At 33.7% G+C, this 21994-nt stretch carries 13 protein-coding genes; 7 read left to right on the top strand and 6 right to left on the bottom strand.

Going from position 1 to position 21994, the window contains the following annotated elements; genetic code table 11:
* Nucleotide 1: 1 nt before the first annotated feature.
* The 4 genes from AC34EU_RS07025 to rhaD form a co-directional block, all read right to left on the bottom strand.
* On the bottom strand, nt 2–3052 hold the full coding sequence (locus AC34EU_RS07025; protein ID WP_489696137.1) for a SusC/RagA family TonB-linked outer membrane protein: 3051 nt from the start codon (nt 3050–3052) through the stop codon (nt 2–4).
* 379 nt (nt 3053–3431) lie between these two features.
* Nucleotides 3432–4745 (bottom strand): FGGY family carbohydrate kinase, encoded by a 1314-nt coding sequence (locus tag AC34EU_RS07020; RefSeq protein ID WP_489696136.1) that lies wholly within the window; start codon nt 4743–4745, stop codon nt 3432–3434.
* 16 nt (nt 4746–4761) lie between these two features.
* Nucleotides 4762–6549 carry an L-fucose isomerase gene (locus AC34EU_RS07015; RefSeq protein ID WP_489696135.1) on the bottom strand — a complete coding sequence of 596 codons (1788 nt, stop codon included), beginning with the start codon at nt 6547–6549 and terminating at the stop codon, nt 4762–4764.
* 7 nt (nt 6550–6556) lie between these two features.
* Entirely contained in the window at nt 6557–7351 is a 795-nt protein-coding gene (rhaD, locus tag AC34EU_RS07010; protein WP_489696134.1) for a rhamnulose-1-phosphate aldolase, read from the bottom strand.
* A gap of 98 nt (nt 7352–7449) precedes the next feature.
* On the opposite strand from rhaD, the gene AC34EU_RS07005 reads away from it, so the two are divergent.
* From AC34EU_RS07005 to AC34EU_RS06990, 4 genes are all read left to right on the top strand, one after another.
* Nucleotides 7450–8349: a helix-turn-helix domain-containing protein gene (locus AC34EU_RS07005; protein ID WP_489696133.1), complete on the top strand. Its 900-nt coding sequence runs from the start codon at nt 7450–7452 to the stop codon at nt 8347–8349.
* Between the two features lie 118 nt (nt 8350–8467).
* Nucleotides 8468–10564 (top strand): bifunctional aldolase/short-chain dehydrogenase, encoded by a 2097-nt coding sequence (locus AC34EU_RS07000; protein ID WP_489696132.1) that lies wholly within the window; start codon nt 8468–8470, stop codon nt 10562–10564.
* A 25-nt stretch (nt 10565–10589) separates the two neighbouring features.
* Nucleotides 10590–11885, top strand: a complete 1296-nt coding sequence (gene fucP, locus AC34EU_RS06995) for an L-fucose:H+ symporter permease (protein ID WP_489696131.1) — start codon at nt 10590–10592, stop codon at nt 11883–11885.
* A 198-nt stretch (nt 11886–12083) separates the two neighbouring features.
* Nucleotides 12084–13232, top strand: coding sequence for an alpha-hydroxy acid oxidase (locus tag AC34EU_RS06990; RefSeq protein ID WP_489696130.1), 1149 nt, complete (start codon nt 12084–12086; stop codon nt 13230–13232).
* 93 nt (nt 13233–13325) lie between these two features.
* On the opposite strand, the gene AC34EU_RS06985 is transcribed toward AC34EU_RS06990, so the two are convergent.
* The gene (locus AC34EU_RS06985; protein WP_489696129.1) at nt 13326–14786 is read right to left on the bottom strand and encodes a sulfatase family protein; all 1461 of its coding nucleotides are present in this window, start codon (nt 14784–14786) and stop codon (nt 13326–13328) included.
* Between the two features lie 381 nt (nt 14787–15167).
* Here AC34EU_RS06985 and AC34EU_RS06980 point away from each other — a divergent pair, with 381 nt between their 5' ends.
* The 3 genes from AC34EU_RS06980 to AC34EU_RS06970 all read left to right on the top strand — a co-directional run bounded on the left by AC34EU_RS06980 (nt 15168) and on the right by AC34EU_RS06970 (nt 19439).
* Nucleotides 15168–16514 carry an alpha-L-fucosidase gene (locus tag AC34EU_RS06980; protein ID WP_489696128.1) on the top strand — a complete coding sequence of 449 codons (1347 nt, stop codon included), beginning with the start codon at nt 15168–15170 and terminating at the stop codon, nt 16512–16514.
* Between the two features lie 207 nt (nt 16515–16721).
* A complete protein-coding gene (locus tag AC34EU_RS06975; RefSeq protein ID WP_489696127.1) occupies nt 16722–18002 on the top strand; it encodes a sugar isomerase in 1281 nt (426 codons plus the stop codon).
* Between the two features lie 3 nt (nt 18003–18005).
* On the top strand, nt 18006–19439 hold the full coding sequence (locus AC34EU_RS06970) for a purine-cytosine permease family protein (RefSeq protein ID WP_489696126.1): 1434 nt from the start codon (nt 18006–18008) through the stop codon (nt 19437–19439).
* A 231-nt stretch (nt 19440–19670) separates the two neighbouring features.
* Here AC34EU_RS06970 and AC34EU_RS06965 read toward each other — a convergent pair whose 3' ends face one another.
* Nucleotides 19671–21743: a thioredoxin domain-containing protein gene (locus tag AC34EU_RS06965; protein WP_489696125.1), complete on the bottom strand. Its 2073-nt coding sequence runs from the start codon at nt 21741–21743 to the stop codon at nt 19671–19673.
* Nucleotides 21744–21994 lie beyond the last annotated feature (251 nt).

Below are 21994 nucleotides of genomic sequence, written 5' to 3'. Positions count from 1 at the left end.
ATTAAAAGTTTAAATTAATTCCTAAAGTCCATGTTCTTGGCATTGGTAAACCAGGAGGGCTATTTAACCCTAATTCTCTACCATCTGTAACCGAACCAATTTGTGATCCTCCAATTAAGGCTGGACCTCCACCAGACGCCCTACGTGCTTCTGGATTACCACCAACAAAATTGGTAAATGTATGTAGATTCTCTACTGAAGAATATATTCTAGCACTTGATAAACCTAATTTGTCAGAAAAAGTACTTGGCACGTAATAATTAAGTGTGAGATTTCTAATTCTCATGTAATCTGTTTTGACTGATCCAGCACTTGAAACAGGACCTGACGCTGTGTCAAATCCTCCAGCGGCTGGGGTAACTCCATTTCCTGGGTTAGCCTCGTCTATATATCTGCCATCATACCAAAATTCTTTAGATAAATTTGTCTGTCTGAAAGGTGCTGCTAACTGAATCTGAAAGAAGTCATATACCCACGCTCCTGATTGGCCATTAAGTAAAGCACTCAATTCCCAATTCTTATATCTTACATTGGTATTAATTCCATATATTATATCTACGTTAGTATCTCCTACCAACTGCCCATCAGCTCCTAAAAAATTACTAATTGCACCATCTCCGTCAACATCTTCATAAATATAAGCCCCAGGGGTCTGCAATGGTTGCCCAGTTTGATCATCACCAACTCTAGCAATTTTTATAATTTTTGGTCCTCTAATTTGTTGTAGTTCACCGCCAACAACTCTTCTTAAGGCGCCAAAAAAGTTTTGTATTTCATCCTCTCCTCCTAAGTCAAGGATCTCCTGATCGTTAGTTGTGATATTACCACCTAACGTCCACCCCCAATCCTCTGTGTTAATTAGTTCAGTGTTTAATGCAATTTCTACACCTTTATTTCTCATACTACCAATATTGGTTAGAAAAGAAGAATAACCAGATGAAGGAACAATACTTTTAGTTAATAATAAACTTGTAGTCTCATTATTAAAGTAATCAAATACAAGATTGAGGCGATTGTCAAATAAGTCTAAATCTAATCCAATATCTAATTGTGTTGAAGTTTCCCATGTTAAACCTCTATTCCCTGGGTTTCCTAAACTTGTCCCAAAAACAGCACTACCTCCGAAAGCATGCTGCACAGTCCCAAAAGTTGATCTTGAGGCAAAAGGAGGTATAGCATTACTTCCTGTAGTACCATAAGAAGCTCTTAATTTTCCATTATTTAATAAATTTAGTCCTTGAAAAAAAGATTCTTCAGAAAATCGCCATCCTAAAGCAGCCGACCCAAAGGTCTGGAATCTATCATCTTCCCCAAAAACGGAACTTCCGTCTGTTCTTACCGTTGCGGTTAATAAATATTTTTCTTTAAAAGCATAATTAACTCGCCCTAAATAGGATATTAAAGAACTTTCAGTTTTACTATTTGACCCGGATCTGTTGTCCGGATTTCCGATATCCACGTTTCGTACACCTGGCACTTTTAATTCTGAGGTATTTGCACTAACGCTTTCAAATACATTATTTTGCAATGTATATCCTCCCAAGACATCAAAAGAATGATCGCCTAAGGCTTTCTTGTAATTAATAGTATTTTCATTCAACCAGCTTAAGCTTTGATTTTGACCAGTACTATATGAAGATACGGGAGACAATGCAATTGGCACAGTTTGCCCTACTGTTGGCAAGTAATACGTTTCACTTTTGTTAGTTCCTATATTTGCAGAAAATGAAGACTTAAAATTTAGCCCCTCAATTATCTCATAGTCTACATGCATACCTGCTAAAAGTGTAAATATGGATTGATCAAAGTCCCAGTTCCCCATGGTTTCCATTGGATTACCTACAGGAAGCGATCCTGGTAAATCGGAATTCATAGCAAAAGTACCATTCGCCCTTCTTATTGGTAAGATTGGAGCTAACATAAGGGACTGTGCATATAAAGATGCCCAGTCACTATCATCGGTGCCTGGACTGTTTCTTCCAAGAGTCGTAAAGTTTGGCGCAATGTTTATTCCTATAGTCACCCTGTCTGAAGCTTTATAATTTACTTTAGCCCTGGCGGAATATTTCTTTTGTGTTTCTCCTATTACAATTCCTTCTTGATCAAGATAATTCCCTGATATCAAGTAAGTCGTTTTTTCATTACCACCAGACGCTGACAGTGCATAATTTTGGAACTGTCCATTTCTAAAAATCAAATCTTGCCAATCTGTATCTGTTACCCCATCCCAATTATCTGAGATAAAAGCAGGGATTGTACCTCCATTTCTTTCCTTGTGAAACTGCACATATTCTTGTGAATTTAACACTGTCTGACGAGCACTTTTTGGTGCTGATGCTGAACCATTAGTTACTGTTAAATTTAAGGTTGATTCTCCTGGTTTTCCAGTCTTTGTGGTTATTATAATCACACCGTTTGCCCCTCTAGATCCATAAATAGCAGTTGACGACGCATCTTTAAGAACATCGACAGATTGGATATCTGCGGGATTGATTGCTTGAGCGTTTCTTTGGTCAGTTGGAAATCCATCTACGACCCATAATGGCTGAGTACCTGCAGTGATTGATCCAAGCCCTCTAATGGAAACCGTACTCAATTCACCTGGAGAAGATGCTCTTTGAGCAAGATTAATCCCTGGCATCATACCCTGCATAGCTTCCTCTACTGACCCTATAGGCCTTGAAACTATCTGTGACGCACTGATAGAAGCAATTGAGCCCGTTACATCCTTTCTCTTCTGTGTACCATAACCAGTAACCACAACTTCTTCTAAATCTGCATTAGAAACTAATGCTATATTTATCTGATCCTGTCCTGAGACAGTAACTTCCTGGGAGTTAAACCCAACAAATGATATTACGAGAACATCTCCTGAATCAGCTGCGATGGTAAAATTTCCATCAAAATCAGTGATTGTACCAGTATCGGTTCCTTTTAATATAACTGTTGCTCCGGGTAATGGCCCGTCTTCACTTGAAACATTACCTTGTTGTTGAGCAGATAAAGTTCCAAATAAAAAAAGACAGATAAAAAGGTTAATTATATTTTTCATATGAACTTAAAATTTTGAATTAAAAAGTATTTTATATTATATCATTAAAGATAAAGAAGAAAAGAGTGCCTTGTGAATATATAAAAACATCTATTATGTGTCTATTTATAACATTTGACTCATTATTGCTTATAAAGACTCTATAAGCGTTTTACACACGCTTTTAAATATGATTTTATTTTTTAATATCTGTAATCGTTTAGTTTAAAACAATTTAAAAAGATATTATAATTATAATTATGATTATAATGTTTAATTATATACATAGAATTAAGGATAATAATTAAGGAATTAGCTCTGATTAAAATATTTAAAATAAACAATATTGTGTCTATTTATAACATTTAAATCGAAAGTAATACTTAGTTTAGAAAAAGTATTATAAATACTCCCTCATTAGCATAGCTGCACCCAAAGCACTTGCATTTTTTCCATTAGGAAATCTAATTTTTTGCTCTGGCATTATTTGATCCAAGTATTCAACAAAAATGTGGTTTCTATTAAACCCTCCGGAGATGTAAACTTCTTTCAAATTATTTTTAGAATCTAAAATGAGATTTATACCATCATAAACACGTTGTGTAATTTCATATATAAGTTGATAATACGCGTATTCGTAGGAGAAAAATTTATCGATTTGCAGTAAATCAATTTTGAAATCATTAGCTATTTTACTTGGAAAAAATGTAGATTTTGATTTAGATATAATATCTGAACAAAGTTTTTTATTTAATGATAACTCCAGGTAATGATTTTTATCAACCCCAAAATAAGTGCTTAACTCTATGGCATTTACTTCATGAATATGTCCTAAAAAAAGCATAGAGGACTTTATTTGTTTTTTATCAGGCGTCATATAACACAGACAATTATTTTTTAATTCATGTGACGTTAAAGCTTCTTTACTAAAAGGGTTCATACAAACAACCCAAGTACCTGTTGAAAGTAAAATAAATTCACTTTGAGAATCTTGATGATTTTCTAATAAAGGAATAATTGAAGAGGAACTATCATGCAGACCCTTACCGACAAATATCTCTTGTCCATTTATTAATGATAACGCTGCCTTTTTATCAGACTTCGGTTCTGGTAATGTAATATTTTCTATTTTCAACCAATTATGGTACTGCATAGTATCAAAATTCCAAATAGCTGTATGAGCGCCAAGAGATGTAAAATCTGTAGTTATTTTGTTTGAAAATAAATAGCTTAGGTATTGAGGGTAATGTAAAATGGAATCCACCTTCGACCAAAAGTGAGGCTTGCTATTTTTTAACCAATACATTTGTAAACCCACGTTTAGCATACCATATGCAGGTGAGGCTGTTTTTCTAGAAAATTCTTCTACCCCACCATTTGCTTGATAAAATGGAATGAAATCAAAATCTAATGGTTTTAAATAGTTATAAAAAGGAGCTACTCTATTTCCGTCTTTATCCAAATAGACTAAGGTTGCCCCATGTGTTGAGAAATTAAGGGCTTTAATTGTAAATTCATTTTTCTCTTGAATGGTTTTAACCTCCTTTTTTATCCAAGCTTCAATTAATTGTATGTCATCACAAGGATAATTATCATCGTCTACAATTTCTTCAAAACGTATGGAGTTTGTATAAACAACTTCAAAATCCTTATTAAATAATAGGATCTTTTTATTGGTTTTCCCAACGTCAAAAACAGCGATTACTTTTTGCATTTTTTTTAAAACAATGCTATGATTTAAATCCATATACTGGACCATATGTTGCACATGCTCTATAATCTGCTGATTCCAGATTTTCTCCAAAAGAAGACCATGCACTTGGGCGGAAAACGTCTTCATCAGGCACATTATGCATGTTCACAGGGATTCTTAATATAGAAGATAACGATATTAAATCTGCACCAATATGTCCAGATGAAATAGCTCCGTGGTTTGCTCCCCATTTTGCCATCACAGAGTATACATTTTTATAAAAACCTTTACCCGTCAATCTTGGCACAAACCAAGTTGTTGGCCATGTAGGATTTGTTCTTTCATCTAAAACGGTATGAATAGCTTGCGGTAATTCTACACTCCATCCTTCAACAATTTGTAATACAGGACCAATACCTTTTACTAGGTTAATTCTGCACATAGTCATTGCTATTTGACCTTTTGTTTTAAATTGGGAAGAGAAACCACCACCTTTAAAATATTCGCCAATGGCAGCTGGCCATTTGGTGTTGTCCAAGCATTTTTGCGTCTCTTCTTTAGTAATTTCCCAATATGGTTTCATGGTAGGATTACCGTTAGTGTCTGATTGTTGACCTGTAGCATCTAGTGTAGTTGAACCTGAATTAATTAAGTGAATTATACCATCTTTAGCAATGCCTGTTAATTTTTTACCTGTAACGCGTTCAACAGAATCTGGACTCCAATATGTTCTTACATCCGAGAATAATTGAGCTGTATTGGTTAATAAATGCCCAAACAACATAGAAATAGCGTTCAAACAATCATTTTCGGTAGCAAACATAAAGGCTTGACGAACACCGTTCCAATCAAAAGATGAGTTTAATATAGATTCTGTAAAATCGGCATTTGGTTGATAATCTGTCCATTGGCGTTGTCCTTGAAAACCACCTATGATTGCATTTCTGCCTTTTGATTCTTCGACAAAACCTAATTCTTTTAATCTTGGGTTTCCAATCATTAAATCACGACAAATAAGTGTCATCTTAATAACTTTTTCCCATTCTTTTTCTTTTACTTCTGCTGATTTTTGAAGTTCAGGACTGTTATAATCTTTACCTTCTTTACAGTTTTCTTTAGTCCAAGCTAATGCTTTCTTATATTCTTCCTTATCATAAATACCTTCTTCTATTCTTCTTAAAAGCTCAATAGACTCAACAAATTCTGTGCGAATTCCAAAATAATTTTGCAAGAAGTTAACATCTACCATAGAGCCGGCAATTCCCATAGAACTGTAACCTATCGATAAATAGGATTTACCTTTCATTTGAGCTACAGCTAAAGCTGCTTTAATAAAGCGTAATAACTTTTCTTCAACGTCTTTAGGGATACTCATATCACCAGCATCTTGAACTTCTCTTCCGTAAATACCAAAAGCTGGCAATCCCATTTGAGAATAGCCCGCTAAAGCTGCCGCTAAGTATACAGCGCCAGGTCTTTCAGTTCCGTTAAAACCCCAAACTGCTTTTGGTATTAATGGATCTGTATCCATTACCTCCGTTCCGTAACACCAACAGGGTGTAACAGTTAAGGACACTTCTACACCTTCTCTTTTAAATTTATCTGCACAAGCAGCTGCATCGGCACCACCACCAATAGTATTATCCGCTATAACGCATTTTACTTTTTCTCCACTAGGGAAACGTAAATTGTTTTCAATTAATTTAGCAGCAGCTCTTGCCATTTCCATACATTGGTCTTCCAATGATTCTCTCACACCTGCTTCACGGCCATCAATTACAGGGCGAATGCCTATTTTTGGTAATCTACCTATTAGTCTATTCATAGCTATCTTAATTTTTAAAATGTTCTTTTAATTCCTGTAACTGTTCTTTAGAAAGACCTTTGGGCTCAAAACCAGCCGCCCAAGAAGCAAGTAATAATTTAGCTCCTTTATTTGCTACATCTAAAAAATCCCACGCTTTTTCAAAATTTTCAGCCGTCGTAGTGGCTCCATGTTTTTCCCAAAGAGCAACATCTCGATATGTAAATGCATGTGTTGTACTATTTGCTAAATCATCTGATTGAGTTATAGAATAAGGCGTACAATTAATGCCTCTTGGAACATAAACACTTACTTCTGGACACATTTTCCAAATAGAATGATTGAGTTTTTCTTCATCATTAAATATAGGATGATGACTTAAAACAATTAATTCTATAGGATGAGCATGCAATACTACTAAATTTTTAGGATTATTCTTTTTGTTAAAGAGATGAATTTCCAAATGAGATGCTAATTCTGAAGTAGGCCTAAACCCTTCTGTATTACCACCCCAAATAATAAAATAGCCACTAGCTTCTTTATTAATGTAAATAATACAAGATGCAACTTCAATATCATCTATTAAGCTGCGAATGTAACATCCGGCACCTGTAACAAAAATATATAACCCTGCTGCTTCAATAGGGAGTTGATGTTTTACAAAATTTGATGTGTCAGGTATATTTGTATCAGAAAAAAAAGAGGTTAAATTCATGGAAATGTTGCCTCCATTTCTTTCCACCCATTCCCTTTGCCAAAGATAATTAGCAACTCTAGACACCTTATTGATTTCTTTTATAACCTTATTAGGAATTACAAGCAATTTTTTTAATTTTAATTTACTTAACTTTATTTTCCTGCAAGTTTATAATATTCTTATTTATATATGTGTATCAAATTTAAACAATTGAATGTAAAATAATGACCGATAAACCAATTGAAATCTTAGGAGACCCGTCAAGAAATAAGCAAAGTTTCACAGACGTAAGATTAAACATTTTATGTTGTCGGTTTTGGAAACTTGACTTATGGGACTGTCATGATATGGCTTTTCCTTTTTGGAGAATTTATTGGAATAAAAATACAGGAGGTGTGTTGAAAAAAACTCAAACCACATACAATATGGAACCTGACAAAATTTATATTATTCCCCCGTTTACTTCTTTTTCTACAAAATATGTAAAAAATCATTTTTATAAAAAAGGGATAAATGTATATGGAAGGAGTATGAAAGAGCATGATAATGATAAATTGACTTCTGAAAGTTCTTTACTTCATTTATTTATTCATTTTAACTTAGGAGTTCCTTTTGATAATGTTTATCCAGGTATTTTTCAAATAAAAACTACTTCTCATTTATTAGAAAAGTTAAACTATTTAACAAATAGGCTTAAAATAGAAAACACTGAATTTTATGCAACTTATACATTAAAATTACAATCTATAATAAATGATATTTTATCAAATATTGGACCTGAATTATTTGAGATACTTAATGTAGATTATAGAATTTTAAAGGTCATTAGACACCTTGAAAATCATATCGAAGAAAATCCGACTAATTCAGAGCTTGCATCTGTTGCTAATATGGCAACAAACTCATTTAGTCGATTATTTACGAAAAAAATGAATATAACTTTGCATATGTATGTAATGAAAAGGAAAATCGCTCAATCTTGTGATTTGATTTTGCATTCCAATAAATCTGTTGAAGAAGTAGCATTTACCATAGGCTTCTCCGACCGCCATCATTTTTCTAAAGTATTTAAGGCTGTTACTGGTACTACACCTGCGGTATATAGATCAGGAAAGTTCTCTTAAGAATTTATTATGATTTTTATCTAATATGTTTGCTAAATACATGACTTTGTTTGTTAAAGATAATCTCTAAGGAGATTGCTTTTTATATTTTTGTTTTAAAATTTATTAATTAAGAGAAATGAATACAAATTTCAATTATGTAGATTATTTATGGGACGATAAAAAAGCAGAAGCTTTAGGTAGCGATCAAATAGCATTATTTCTTTACCGTTCAAATATTTTAGGAGCAGATTTACGAATTACAAATTTTGGAGGCGGAAACACCAGTTGTAAAACAATAGAGCGTGATCCCCTTACAAATAAACAAGTAGAGGTTATGTGGGTTAAAGGTTCTGGTGGTGATATTGGAACACTTACACGTGGGGGTATTGCTGGCTTGTATACTGAAAAACTTCGTGATTTGAAAAAAGTATATCGTGGAATAAAGAATGAAGATGAAATGGTGGCGCTTTTTAATCATTGTATTTATGATTTAGATAGTAAAGCGCCCTCTATTGATACACCTTTACATGGTTTATTGCCTTTTAAACATATCGATCACTTACATCCGGATTCATTAATTGCAGTTGCAGCAGCAGCAGATGGAGAAAAAATTACTAAAGAAATTTGGGGAAGTACCATGGGATGGGTCCCTTGGCAAAAACCAGGATTTGATTTAGGTTTACAATTAGAAGAGTGTTTAGCAAAAAATCCGGAAATTAGAGGTATTGTTCTAGGTAGTCATGGTTTATTCACTTGGGGAGACACCTCTTATGAGTGCTATATGAATAGTTTAGAAGTTATTGAAATGGCTTCAGATTATATCACCAAAAAAATAAAAGCAAATGGCAGTGTTTTTAGTGAGCAAAAAATTTCAAGTTCACCTAAAGGACAACGCTTAAGTCAAGCGGCTTTATTATTACCAATTTTAAGAGGATTATGTTCGTCAAACAATCAAATGATTGGTCATTTTTCTGATAGCGATGTGGTTCTTGAATATATTAATAGTAATGATTTAGAAAGATTAGCTCCTATGGGAACCTCTTGTCCAGATCACTTTTTAAGAACGAAAATTGCACCACTTATTTTAGAACTCTCACCAGATGAAAATTTAGAAAATAGTGATGGCGTTAGAGAAAAACTTGCTCCTTCTTTTGAAGCCTACAAAAAAGATTATGAGGCTTATTATAACGATCACAAACACCATAATAGTCCAGCGATTAGAGATAGTAGTCCTGTGATCATCTTATTCCCAGGAGTTGGTATGTTTAGTTTTGCTAAAAACAAACAAACTGCTCGTGTAGCAAGTGAATTTTATATAAATGCTATTAATGTAATGCGGGGTGCAGAAGCTATTTCTAGTTATATATCGTTGCCGCGTCAAGAAGCTTTTGATATTGAGTATTGGTTATTAGAAGAAGCAAAACTTCAACGTATGCCAAAAGAAAAGCCGTTGTCACGAAAAGTAGCTTTAGTTACTGGATCTGGTGGAGGTATTGGCAGAGCTATTGCTGATAAATTAATTGCAGAAGGTGCTAATGTGGTATTTACTGATATATCGGATGATTTCCTTAAGGAGGCAACTGCAGCTTATAATACAGATACAGCCATAGCTTGCAATTGTGATGTTACTAATAAAGAATCTATTGTCAATGCATTAAGTAAAGCATGTCTTCAGTTTGGTGGTGTAGATATTATTGTACATAGCGCAGGTTTAGCAATTTCTAAGCCAATAGAAGAAACAACACTAGCTGATTGGAATTTATTGCAAAATGTATTAGTAAAAGGTCAATTTTTATTAGCTCAAAGTTTTGCTACTATTTTCAGAAAACAAAAATTAGGGGGTAATATTGTTAATATAGCAAGTAAAAACGGATTGGTTGCAGGTCCTAATAATTTAGGTTATGGCACAGCTAAAGCCGCACAATTGCATATGTCTAGACTTCTTGCAGCGGAATTCGCGCCAGATAATGTTCGTGTTAACACAGTAAACCCTGATGGTGTTATCGTTGGAAGTAAAATTTGGAAAGGGAAATGGGCTGAAGGTAGAGCAAAAGCTTATGGCATTAATGTAGAAGAGCTTCCTGCGTATTATGCTAAAAGAAATTTACTAAACAAAATGATTACTCCTAAAGATATAGCGAACAGTGTATTTGCATTCCTTGCTATATTAGACAAGAGTACAGGTAATATCATCAATGTTGATGGTGGTGTTGCAAATGCTTTTGTAAGATAATTATTAATCTATAACAAAAAAGTGAATGAATAGTAAAGAAAGAGTTCCTGTTGTTTCAAAAGAAGTTTTAGTTCCATTTATTTTAATAACTTCTTTATTTGCTCTTTGGGGCTTTGCAAATGACATTACCAATCCAATGGTAGCTGCATTTGGTTCTATAATGGAAATTTCTACTGCAAAAGCAGCATTAATTCAATTTGCATTTTATGGAGGATATGGTACTATGGCTATTCCTGCAGCACTTTTTGTTAGAAAATATACTTATAAAAAAGGTATTCTTTTAGGGCTTGCACTTTATGCCTTTGGTGCTTTATTGTTTTTTCCAGCAGCTAAGTATGAGGTTTTCGGGTTCTTTTTAATCTCTCTTTATATTTTAACTTTTGGGTTGGCATTTTTAGAAACAACTGCAAACCCATATATCTTGTCAATGGGTGATGAACGTACGGCAACCCGTCGTTTAAATTTAGCACAAGCTTTTAATCCCATTGGTTCTCTTTTCGGCATGTTTGTAGCATCTAAATTTATTCTTACAGCTTTAGATTCAGACAAAAGAAATGAAATGGGAGAATTGATTTTTAAATCTTTAGACGAAGTTCAAAAGGCAGTTATAAGGACACATGATTTAGCAATTATTAGAAACCCATATGTTATTCTTGGAGTTGTAGTTATAATAATGTTAGGTGTTATTTCAATCTCAAAGATGCCTAAACGTGCTAAGAATGATAACCCAGGAAGTGCAATAAATTCTTTTAAAAGATTGATTAAAAATAGTAAATATCGTGAAGGCGTTTTTGCTCAATTATTTTACGTTGCTTCACAAATTATGTGTTGGACATTTATTATTCAATATGCAGGTAATTTGGGTATTTCTAAAGCTGCAGCACAAAATTATAATATTGTGGCTATGTCTATTTTTTTGTCTAGCAGATTTATCAGTACCTTTTTAATGAAATACATAAACTCAAGAAAATTGCTTACCATATTTGCTGTTTGTGCTATGGCAACTACCTCTGGTGTTATTTTGATTGAAGGTATAAAGGGTCTTTACTTACTTATTGCAACTTCAGCATTTATGTCTTTGATGTTTCCTACAATTTATGGAATTGCGCTTCACGGTTTAAGTGAAGAAGATTCAACACTAGGCGCCGCTGGATTAGTGATGGCAATTGTAGGAGGTGCATTAATGCCTGTTTTACAGGGATCCATAATCGACATGGAAAATATTGGAACATTTGATGCTGTTAACATCTCATTCATACTACCTTTTATTTGTTTTTGTTTTATTGCAATTTATGGATATAGAACTTGGAAAGTTCATTAATATATTTAACTATCTAATTGAATGCTAATCAGCTGGAGGAATTAGGTTTAAAGCCAAAAAGTAAAGAGTGGGATGTCAATAGCAAATATTAACAATCAAGTTAAGTCAAGTACAGAATTTAACTCTAGATGAATCAGCAGGAAAAACTTTTCGTAAATTGATTTAGAAAATTATTTATTTATAAATATGTCAAAAAACATGAAAAAAATAAAGTTTAACACTAATTATCCTTCAATAGAAGACTTGCGTGCAAAAGCAAAAAAACGAATTCCAAAATTTGCTTTTGAATACTTAGATGGAGGCTGTAATGAAGATGTTAATCTTCATAAAAACACGAAAGAAATACGTGATATAGAATTGCTTCCTCATTATTTAAGCAAACATACGGGTTCAGATATAAAAACTGAGCTTTTTGGCCATACCTATGATGCGCCTTTTGGAATAGCACCTGTTGGTTTACAAGGGCTTATGTGGCCTAAAGCACCAGAAATTTTGGCTAAAGCAGCATTTGAACACAATATTCCTTTTATTTTAAGCACTGTAACTACCAGCAGTATAGAAACAATTGCTGAAATCACCGAAGGAAAGGCTTGGTTTCAATTATATCACCCAACAGAAAACAGACTAAGAGATGATATTATAAAAAGAGCGGGGGTTGCAGAGTGTCCGGTACTTGTAATTCTTTGTGATGTTCCAACCTTTGGATTTCGTCCAAGAGATATTAGAAACGGATTGGCAATGCCACCTAAAATATCTATTGAAAATATATTTCAAATTTTAGGTAAACCTAAATGGGCTTTAAATACCTTGAAACATGGGCAGCCTAGTTTTGAAACCTTGAAGCCCTACATGCCAAAAGGTATAGCCTTAAAACAACTTGGCAAGTTTATGGATCAAACCTTTTCTGGACGACTTAATGAGGAAAAAATAAAACCTATTCGAGATATGTGGAAAGGTAAATTAGTGTTAAAAGGTGTTGCTAATGAATCAGATGCAGAAAAAGCTATTAAATTAGGTTTAGATGGGATCATAGTTTCTAATCATGGTGGACGTCAATTAGATGCAGGCGAGTCTTCTATAAGGCCGTTAAAGCGCATTGCTGCAAAATATGGAAAAGAAATTAAAGTAATGATGGATAGTGGTTTACGTTCTGGCCCTGATATTGCAAGGACTATAGCTAGTGGTGCGGATTTTACTTTTTTAGGGCGGTCTTTTATGTATGGCGTTTCGGCTTTAGGGAAAAAAGGAGGAGATCATACCATTTCAATATTGAAACAACAGTTATTACAAGTGATGGAGCAAATTTGTTGTGAAAAAACAGAAAAACTTTATAAACATTTATTGTAAAGCAAAATTCAAAACTTGGTGTTTCATTCCGGAATAGCAAGCACCAAAGCAAGGAGTTAAAAATTTGAAGGGTTTTTCTGTAACATCTATCCTTTAGTCCTGCTTTACAGTTACACTTACTAATGCCCTTGCGTTGGCTATCCAGCCCAGCGGCCGATTATTTATGCCTTTTATACCAGTAGAGACATCACCTAAATCTTCCCGACTATCTATTATTAATTTCATCAGTTTTTCGACTATTTTAGGATATTGGTCTGCGACATCATGATTTTCGCCAAGGTCTTCAAAAAGGTTGTAGAGGGCTGGTTTGTCAAAGATTGGCTTACGAGGGACTTTTACTGTCAGTTTCCAATTACCTGACCTTACACCATGAAGCTCATCCATCCAGCGATAGAAAAACACTTTATCATCTATTTTTTCATCTGGATTTAAAAGCAGATTATTTACATCTTTGCCATCATAAATGCGGTCATGGGGAAGTGTGGCATTTGCCAATGAAGCTATTGTTGGTAATAAATCCATCTGTGTAATAAGTTCGTTACTAACACTTCCAGCTTTTATTTTCCCTTTCCATTGAATAATGCCAGGGACACGCATTCCTCCTTCATAAGTTGTTCCTTTTTGACCTCGAAGCACTCCATTACTGCCAGGCTGAATTTTACTTAGAGATGCCCCATGATCTGATGTAAAAACAACAAGAGTGTTTTCATCCATGCCATTTTTCTTTATTTCGTCAAGGATTAGTCCGGAGCAATAATCTAGTAATTCAACATAGGCACCATAGGGTCCATTATCTGATTTTTTAAGAAATTCATTCGGAGGGAGTAATGGTGCATGCGGAATTGTTAATGCCATGTACAAGAAGAAAGGCTGGCTTTGATTATTTCTTATAAACTTAATGGCTTCCTGCGCAAATCGCTGATTCAACTGGCTCCTATCTGGGTTTTCTTCAATAACCATTTCATCAGACAATAATGGCAGAGGCGGAAAACTGAATCGGCTATTATAATGATCAGGAGCAATATCATGACTATAAGGTAAGCCAAAGAAACTGTCGAAACCTTGTCGTGTAGGAAGAAATTGGGGCTGGTCTCCCAAGTGCCATTTTCCAATCATTTTTGTTTTGTAACCTTTGGTTTTTAATATTTCAGGAATAGTAATTTCCCATGGATTAAGGCCAGTAGCTTCTCCGGCAAGTAACACATGCCCGATTTCATTGGGTAACCTGCCAAAGCCAACACGCTGAGGATAGCATCCTGTAAGCAACGAAGCTCTTGAGGGTGAGCACATGGCTGATGCAGAATAAAAACTTTCCAGTAGTATCCCGTTTTCAGCCATTTCATCAAGCTTGGGTGTTTTATTCAATTTTGATCCGTAACATCCCAAATCGCCATAGCCTAGGTCGTCTGCATTTATTATAATAATGTTTGGACTTCTTTGGATAGCGCCTTGTTGCTTAGGTCTGTTACATGAAATATACAACAAAGATATCAGCATCAAAACTGCACTAAGTTTCATAATATCACTTTCTGTTGTTATTTTCTCTTCATTCATTTTAAAAAGAGTTAATTCATTGTGATGACTTCCTTAAATGTAATAAATATAGAAAAAGTGATTTTTCTCATCGTATTGAACAAAAGATGATTAAATATAACGAAATAATCCTAAACTTAATTAGAGGACATGGTTAGCCAATATTTGCCCCCTTAGGTCCGTTACAAGACTTCTAAAGAAGTTGACCATTTTATGATAATCATAATGCCTAATATAATATACAGATTTTTCATTTTTTAATCTGTTCAAGAGAAATTATAAGTAACAAAGAGTAGAACAAGAAGTAGATTTTTCATAGTATACTAAATTTAGTAAAATTTGATATCTTTAGTCTAATTCGACTTTCGAAACTTTATAAAAAAAGTAGTTAATAATTAAATCATGAAAACTTTAAATTTTTTCAATAAACTTTTTCTTATATTCTATTTTTGTACAAGCGGTCTGTTTAGTCAAGCACATAAATACCAACCTAGCCCTGAAAATTTAGAGGCACGTACTTGGTTTCAAAACGCCCGTTTTGGAATGTTTATTCACTGGGGAGTTTATAGTGTTTTGGGTGATGGTGAATGGGTTATGAATAATCAGAATATAAGTATTGAAGAATACGAAAAATTACCTTCATTTTTTAATCCTATTGATTTCAACCCTTCTGAATGGGTGTCTTTGGTTAAAGCTTCTGGTATGAAATATATCACCATCACAAGCCGACATCATGATGGTTTTTCTATGTTTGATTCTAAAGTAACGGATTACGACATTGTAGATAAAACACCTTATGGTAAAGATGTTTTAAAAGCCTTGGCTGAAGAATGCCGTAAGGAAGGAATTAAATTATTTTTTTATTATTCATTATTAGACTGGAATCGTGATGATTATTTTCCAAGAGGTAGAACAGGAGAAGGTATTCAAGGAAGAGGAGAAGGTAAATGGGATGATTATATTGATTTCATGAAAGCTCAACTGAAGGAGCTGTTAACTAATTATGGGGAAATAGGGGGTATTTGGTTTGATGGACATTGGGATCAAAAAGAGTGGGACGGAAAACATTTTGGTAAAGAGAAGGTTAATTGGAATTACGAAGAAATTTATGGAATGATACATGAATTGCAACCTCAAGCTTTAATTGGAAACAATCATCACATTGGGGTGATTGATGGAGAGGATTTTCAAATGTTTGAAAAAGATTTACCTGGAAAAAACACTACTGGTTGGGGCACAGCATTAGATCAGATTGGTTCTGTCCCCTTGGAAGTTTGTGAAACGATCAACGGATCATGGGGATTTAACTTACAGGACCGAAAACACAAAACGGATAAAGAATTGATTCATTATTTAATTAAAGCTGCCGGCTATGGAAGTAATTTGCTTTTAAATGTTGGGCCAATGCCAAATGGTAAAATTCAGCCTGAACATCAAAAATCTTTAAAATCAATAGGAACTTGGTTAAAAGACAATGGGTTTACCATTTATGGAACTCGAAAAGGGCCAATCCCTCCTAATGAAGATTTTGTTTCCACTCAAAAAGGTAAAACAGTCTATTTACATTTGTTAAATCCAGATTTGAATATAATTCATATTGAAAATGGACCGGTTAAAATTAAAAGTATAAAACATGTTGATTCACAAAAAAACCTATCATTTAGAAATGATAAGTTTGGATTAGTTATTGATGTTTCAAATTTATTAAAAGATCCTATTCACACTTTAATTGAAATTATACTTAAGTAAAATGAAATTAAATTAAAAAAAATTAATATTTATTTTAATTGTGGGGCTAATAAGTCAAGCTCTTGTGTCTTCATTGATGAAGGTATGGCCAATGCCTTTGTAAGATGAAAACTGATAAATAGCTTGAGTTATTTTAAAAATTAAAAAACTCTCATAAATTTGAAATATACTTTCGGAGGTTTCTATTCAATAAAAAAGTTAATAAGCGTGAAAATAAAAGAAGAACACATTGTAAAATTAAATAAGAATAGCCTAAAAAATCATATTGAAAACTTTGATTTTTTAGCAAATAAATTAAGTAAAAAAGGTCATAATGTTTCAGATATTGTTTCAAAACTGTCTGAACTCCAAGTGGCCATTCCAAGCTGGGCATTAGGTGCTGGAGGAACACGTTTTGGGCGGTTTTCGTTTTATGGGGAACCTTCAAATTTGGAACAAAAACTGGAAGATGTTGGTGTTTTACAAAGCCTTACTCAAACGGCTGGTGCTGTTTCTCTTCATATTCCTTGGGATATTCCTTCAGATTATAACGCCATTATAGAACAAGCTGATGCTTTAAATATAAAATTTGACTCGGTAAACTCAAATACTTTCCAAGACCAAAAGTATGCTATAGAAACTTATAAATATGGGTCTTTAAGCAATACCAGTCAAGCTGTTAGAGAGCAAGCTATACAGCATAATTTAGATGTCATTAATATTGGCAACAAATTAGGCTCCAAATGCTTAACCATTTGGTTGGCGGATGGCTCTTGTTTCCCCGGTCAAAACAACTTTCAAACAGCTTTTCAAAACACACAAGATAGCTTAAAAAATATATACATGGGATTGCCAGATGATTGGAAAATGTTAATCGAATACAAGCCCTACGAACCAAATTTATACAGTACAGTTATTCGAGATTGGGGAGCATCTTTAATGTTAGCTAACGGATGCGGAGATAAAGCATTTACGTTAGTTGATTTAGGGCACCATTTGCCAAATAGCAATATCGAGCAAATTGTTTCTATTTTACAATTGAAAGGAAAGCTAGGAGGTTTTCACTTTAACGATAGTAAATACGGAGATGATGATTTAACCGTTGGAAGTATAAAACCTTATGCTTTATTCTTAATTTTTAATGAACTGGTTTATGGTATGGAAAATAATCCACAAAACCCAGATTTGAATTGGATGATTGATGCCAGCCATAACGTCAAAGATCCTTTAGAAGATTTAATTCAATCTTTAGAAGCTATACAAGAGGCCTATGCCAAAGCATTATTAATTGATCAAGCAGAACTAAAAGTGGCACAATTAAATAATGATGTGGTTAAATGTCAAGAAATTTTACAAGGGGCTTATAGAACAGATGTAAGATCATTACTTGAAAAAGTCCGTTTAAGTAGCGGTGGTGCATTAAGCCCTATTAATGCTTACCGTTCGTTAAATATTCGTGACACTTTAATTAAAGAAAGAGGAAAGAACACAGTAGCTACAGGACTTTAAAATATGGGCAAACAAAAAAAAGCTATTACAATTTTTGATATTGAAAAAGAGGTAATTGAAGAGATAGCAGGTGGTGAGTTTGAAAGAACACCTGTATCTCAATCAAAACTTAAAGGATGGAAAAGTTTTATAGGGATGTATGCCGGCGAACACGCTGCTGGGACTGAATTTATGATTGGCCCTTTATTTTTAACTGCTGGTGTTAGTGCCTTCGATCTAATTGTTGGTTTATTAATTGGTAATTTACTAGCTGTTTTAAGCTGGCGATTTTTAACTGCTGAAATTGCCGTAAAAAATAGATTGACTTTATATTTTCAATTAGAAAAAATTTGTGGCAAAAAATTGGTAACAGGTTATAACCTTGCCAATGGTGTTTTATTCTGCTTTTTAGCCGGATCTATGATAACCGTTTCTGCTACTGCTGTTGGTGTTCCATTTGACATGCCCATGCCCAAACTAACCGATACGATGCCCAATGGCCTTACTTGGGCTATCATCGTTATTCTTATTGGTGCTGTAATATCAATTATTGCTGCACGTGGTTACGATACGGTAACCAAAGCAGCTAACTGGATGTCTCCCATAATTGTTATAGCATTTATAGCTTGTGGTATTGTAGCATTAAACCAATTGAACGTTACTAGTTTTTTTGATTTTTGGAACATTTGGGGTGAAGGCTCTGAACCGTTTCCGGGTCAAATTAAATTTACCTTCTGGCATGTGGTTATTTGGTCCTGGTTTGCTAATGGTGCCATGCATATTGGTATGTCAGATTTATCAGTATTTAGATTTGCTAAAAAAGCAAAAGCAGGATGGACTTCCGCTGCTGGCATGTACGTTGGTCACTATATGGCATGGATAGCCGCGGCCTTATTATATGCTGTATATTTAAAATCTCCAGAGGCTCATGCTTTTTTAAGTGTAGGCGATGCACCTCCTGTAGCTCCTGGTCCTTTAGCAAATAATGCGATTGGTATTTTTGGAATTATTGCTGTAGTACTAGCTGGTTGGACTACGGCTAACCCTACCATCTATAGAGCTGGTTTGGCTTTTCAAGCTATTCTACCAAAATTATCCACTGCAAAAGCGACTATATTGGCTGGAGCTATTGCAACTATAGCTGGTCTATTTCCTGCATTCGCCATGAAATTATTAGGTTTTGTTGCGCTTTATGGATTTATCCTGGCACCTTTCGGAGCCATCATCGTGTTTGAGCATTTTTTTCATAAAAAGGTGGGTATAATTAAAAATTATGCAGAAGCTGCTAATCTTTCTTTTAACAAATCGGTTTTTTGGGCTTGGGCTATTAGTTTTGGTATATTTTACTTTATATCAATTCAATTTGATGTCTTTTTATCTTTTGTAACTCTTCCTGCTTGGCTGCTTTGTGGTGTATTGTTTTTGGTATTTAGTAAGTCTTGGCAGAAACATAAGTAAGTCATACTCGCTAGATTCAATTAAGTTCAAACCCAATTATAAAAACACCTGAATTAAAAGAAGAAGATATGCTTGTAATATTACTTTTTTTAAAAAACAGCTACTGCATTAACTGGAGAACCAGTTCCCCCCTTAAACCTTAAAGGCTGAATAGAAAGTAAAAATTCCCACTTATTTTGTTTTTTCGCTTCTTTTGAAATTTCAAGCTCTTTAGATATTTCCTTAATTAATTTAATTTTTTATAGGAATGCTATTAAAAAAAGGAATTACAGTTTTCTGAGAAGATTGTAAATTTTCTAAGCTTTTAATTTGATCAATGGCCTCTTTTATTGTTTCAACAGGACGTAAACAAACTTTGTTTTGGCAGACATAAATATAAGTCTCTCCTTTAAAAAACCGATCTTTTAGTAAAGGTAGTTTACTGCCTATGTTACTACTTTGAAATAAAACATTAGGAAGATAGTGTTTCTGAAATTCAGCCTTCATAAATAATGCATTGGGTCCAACTATAATTACTTCATAATAGGGATAAGCATACTTTGTAAAAAGCTTAGCCCAATAAGTGTAATCGCTACTCCTTCCTCCTTCAAAATAAGAAAACATACTTTGAAGCATCAATTTTGATTGCTCTAAATAAACATCGATTCCTGTTAAATGTCCAATGGTCAAAAGATTTTCAGCCATTATAGCATTTGAAGATGGGATTACACTATCATCTAAGCTTATTATTTTTGAGATTAGGGTGGGTTCCTCAGTGAATGTGAAAAATGGAGATGATCCATCTTTAAATTTTAATTGAATGGTTTTGGTATACTCTTGTGCATCATTCAAATAGGAGATCTCTTGGGTGTTTTTATAGAGAGACAATGCAGCTTTTGTCATAAAGGCATAATCTTCGAGAAAACCTTCAATTTTAGTTTTTTTATTTTGAAATGTATGAAAAAACTTAGTTTTTTTATAACAATTTGATTTTAAAAAGCCATATAAAGATTTTGCCTCTTCTATAAATATATCATCGTTAAAGGCCTCATATGCATTTGAAAGTCCAATTACCAACATAGCATTCCATGAGGTGATGATTTTTGTGTCTATAGTTGGGAAATCTCTTTTTTCCATTTTAGTCTTTAATTTTTTAAGCCACACTTTATTCTTTTGATCTAATTCAGCAATTGTAGTTTTATGCTTTTCTGTAAAAACAGAATTAATTATATTTTTCTTTAGTAAGAAATATTGCTCTTCAAAAGGAGCATTAAGATCAATCCTGTAATAGTCTATAAATAGGTCGAAATCTTCTTGAACTATTTCTTGAATCGCTTCTTTAGTAAATAAATAATATTGCCCTTCTCCGTCTTTGTTGTCTGCATCTATAGCAGAATAATAGCCTCCATCTTTGTTAAACATTCGAGATTTTAAAAAACTAAAGGTTTGATATACACGTTCTTTAAAAAGTGGATTTTGAAACTGTTTAAACGCATTAGAGTATAACCCTAAAACTTGTGCATTGTCATAAAGCATTTTTTCGAAATGAGGAATATTCCAGGAAGAGTCAATACTATATCGAAAAAAACCTCCTTCGACGTGATCATAAACACCACTATTAGCAATAGTAGTCAAACTGTTTTTTAGATAAATTGTTACTTTAGGAGAGTCTGTCAGTGCCTGAAATTGCTGAATATAATTGAACTTTACAGGGGTTATGAATTTTTGATTCTGCTTCTCTCCTCCATGATTTTCATCCCACTTTTTTTCCCAAAGTGTAATTTCTTTTTCCAATAATTTAGGTGAGAAATTATTTATTTTTGTAGAAATTTCAATTGAGTTTACTTGTTGAATTCCTTTTTCAATTTTGTCTGCATATGCAATCAATTTATCTTTGTTAGTGGTATAAAGCTGTTGCACCTTAGTTAAGATTTCAAGCCATTGTTTTTTAGAGTGGTACGTTCCCCCATAGATTGGACGACCATCTGGTAAACATATTACGTTTAGCGGCCACCCACCGCTTCCGGTCATCATTTGTACAGCTGTCATGTATATATTATCAACATCAGGATTTTCCTCTCGGTCAACTTTAATACTAATAAAGTTTTCATTCATCTCTTTTGCTACATTTATATCTTCAAAAGTTTCTTTTTCCATTACATGACACCAGTGACAGCTTGAATACCCCAAACTAATTATGAGAAGTTTATCCGTTGTGTTCATTTCTTTGTAAGCACCTTTTTTCCAGCGTTGCCAAAACACAGGATTTTGCGCATGTTGTAAAAGATAGGGGCTTGATTCTAGACTTAAGTTATTAGTATCCAATGAAGTTGTAGTTTGGCAATATGAAAAAAAGATAGATGTCATACTCGCAAAGACTGTCAAATTGAAATAAGATGTTTTTTCCAAAAACATCTTAACTAAGAAGAAATAAAATAGTTAAGATTATATTTTTCATAGCGTATATATTTAACTTAAAAGTAATGAATTAAAAATACCTGAACTTACTGAAGAGGATATGCCTAATCTGGACACGTTCCCCAGACGGGTTTATTTTCATCTGTTAGTGCTGAATT

The organism is Candidatus Marivariicella framensis, from assembly GCF_982709265.1.
Note: the sequence above shows the minus strand (reverse complement) of the source record. Positions and strands in the feature narration are given on the sequence as shown.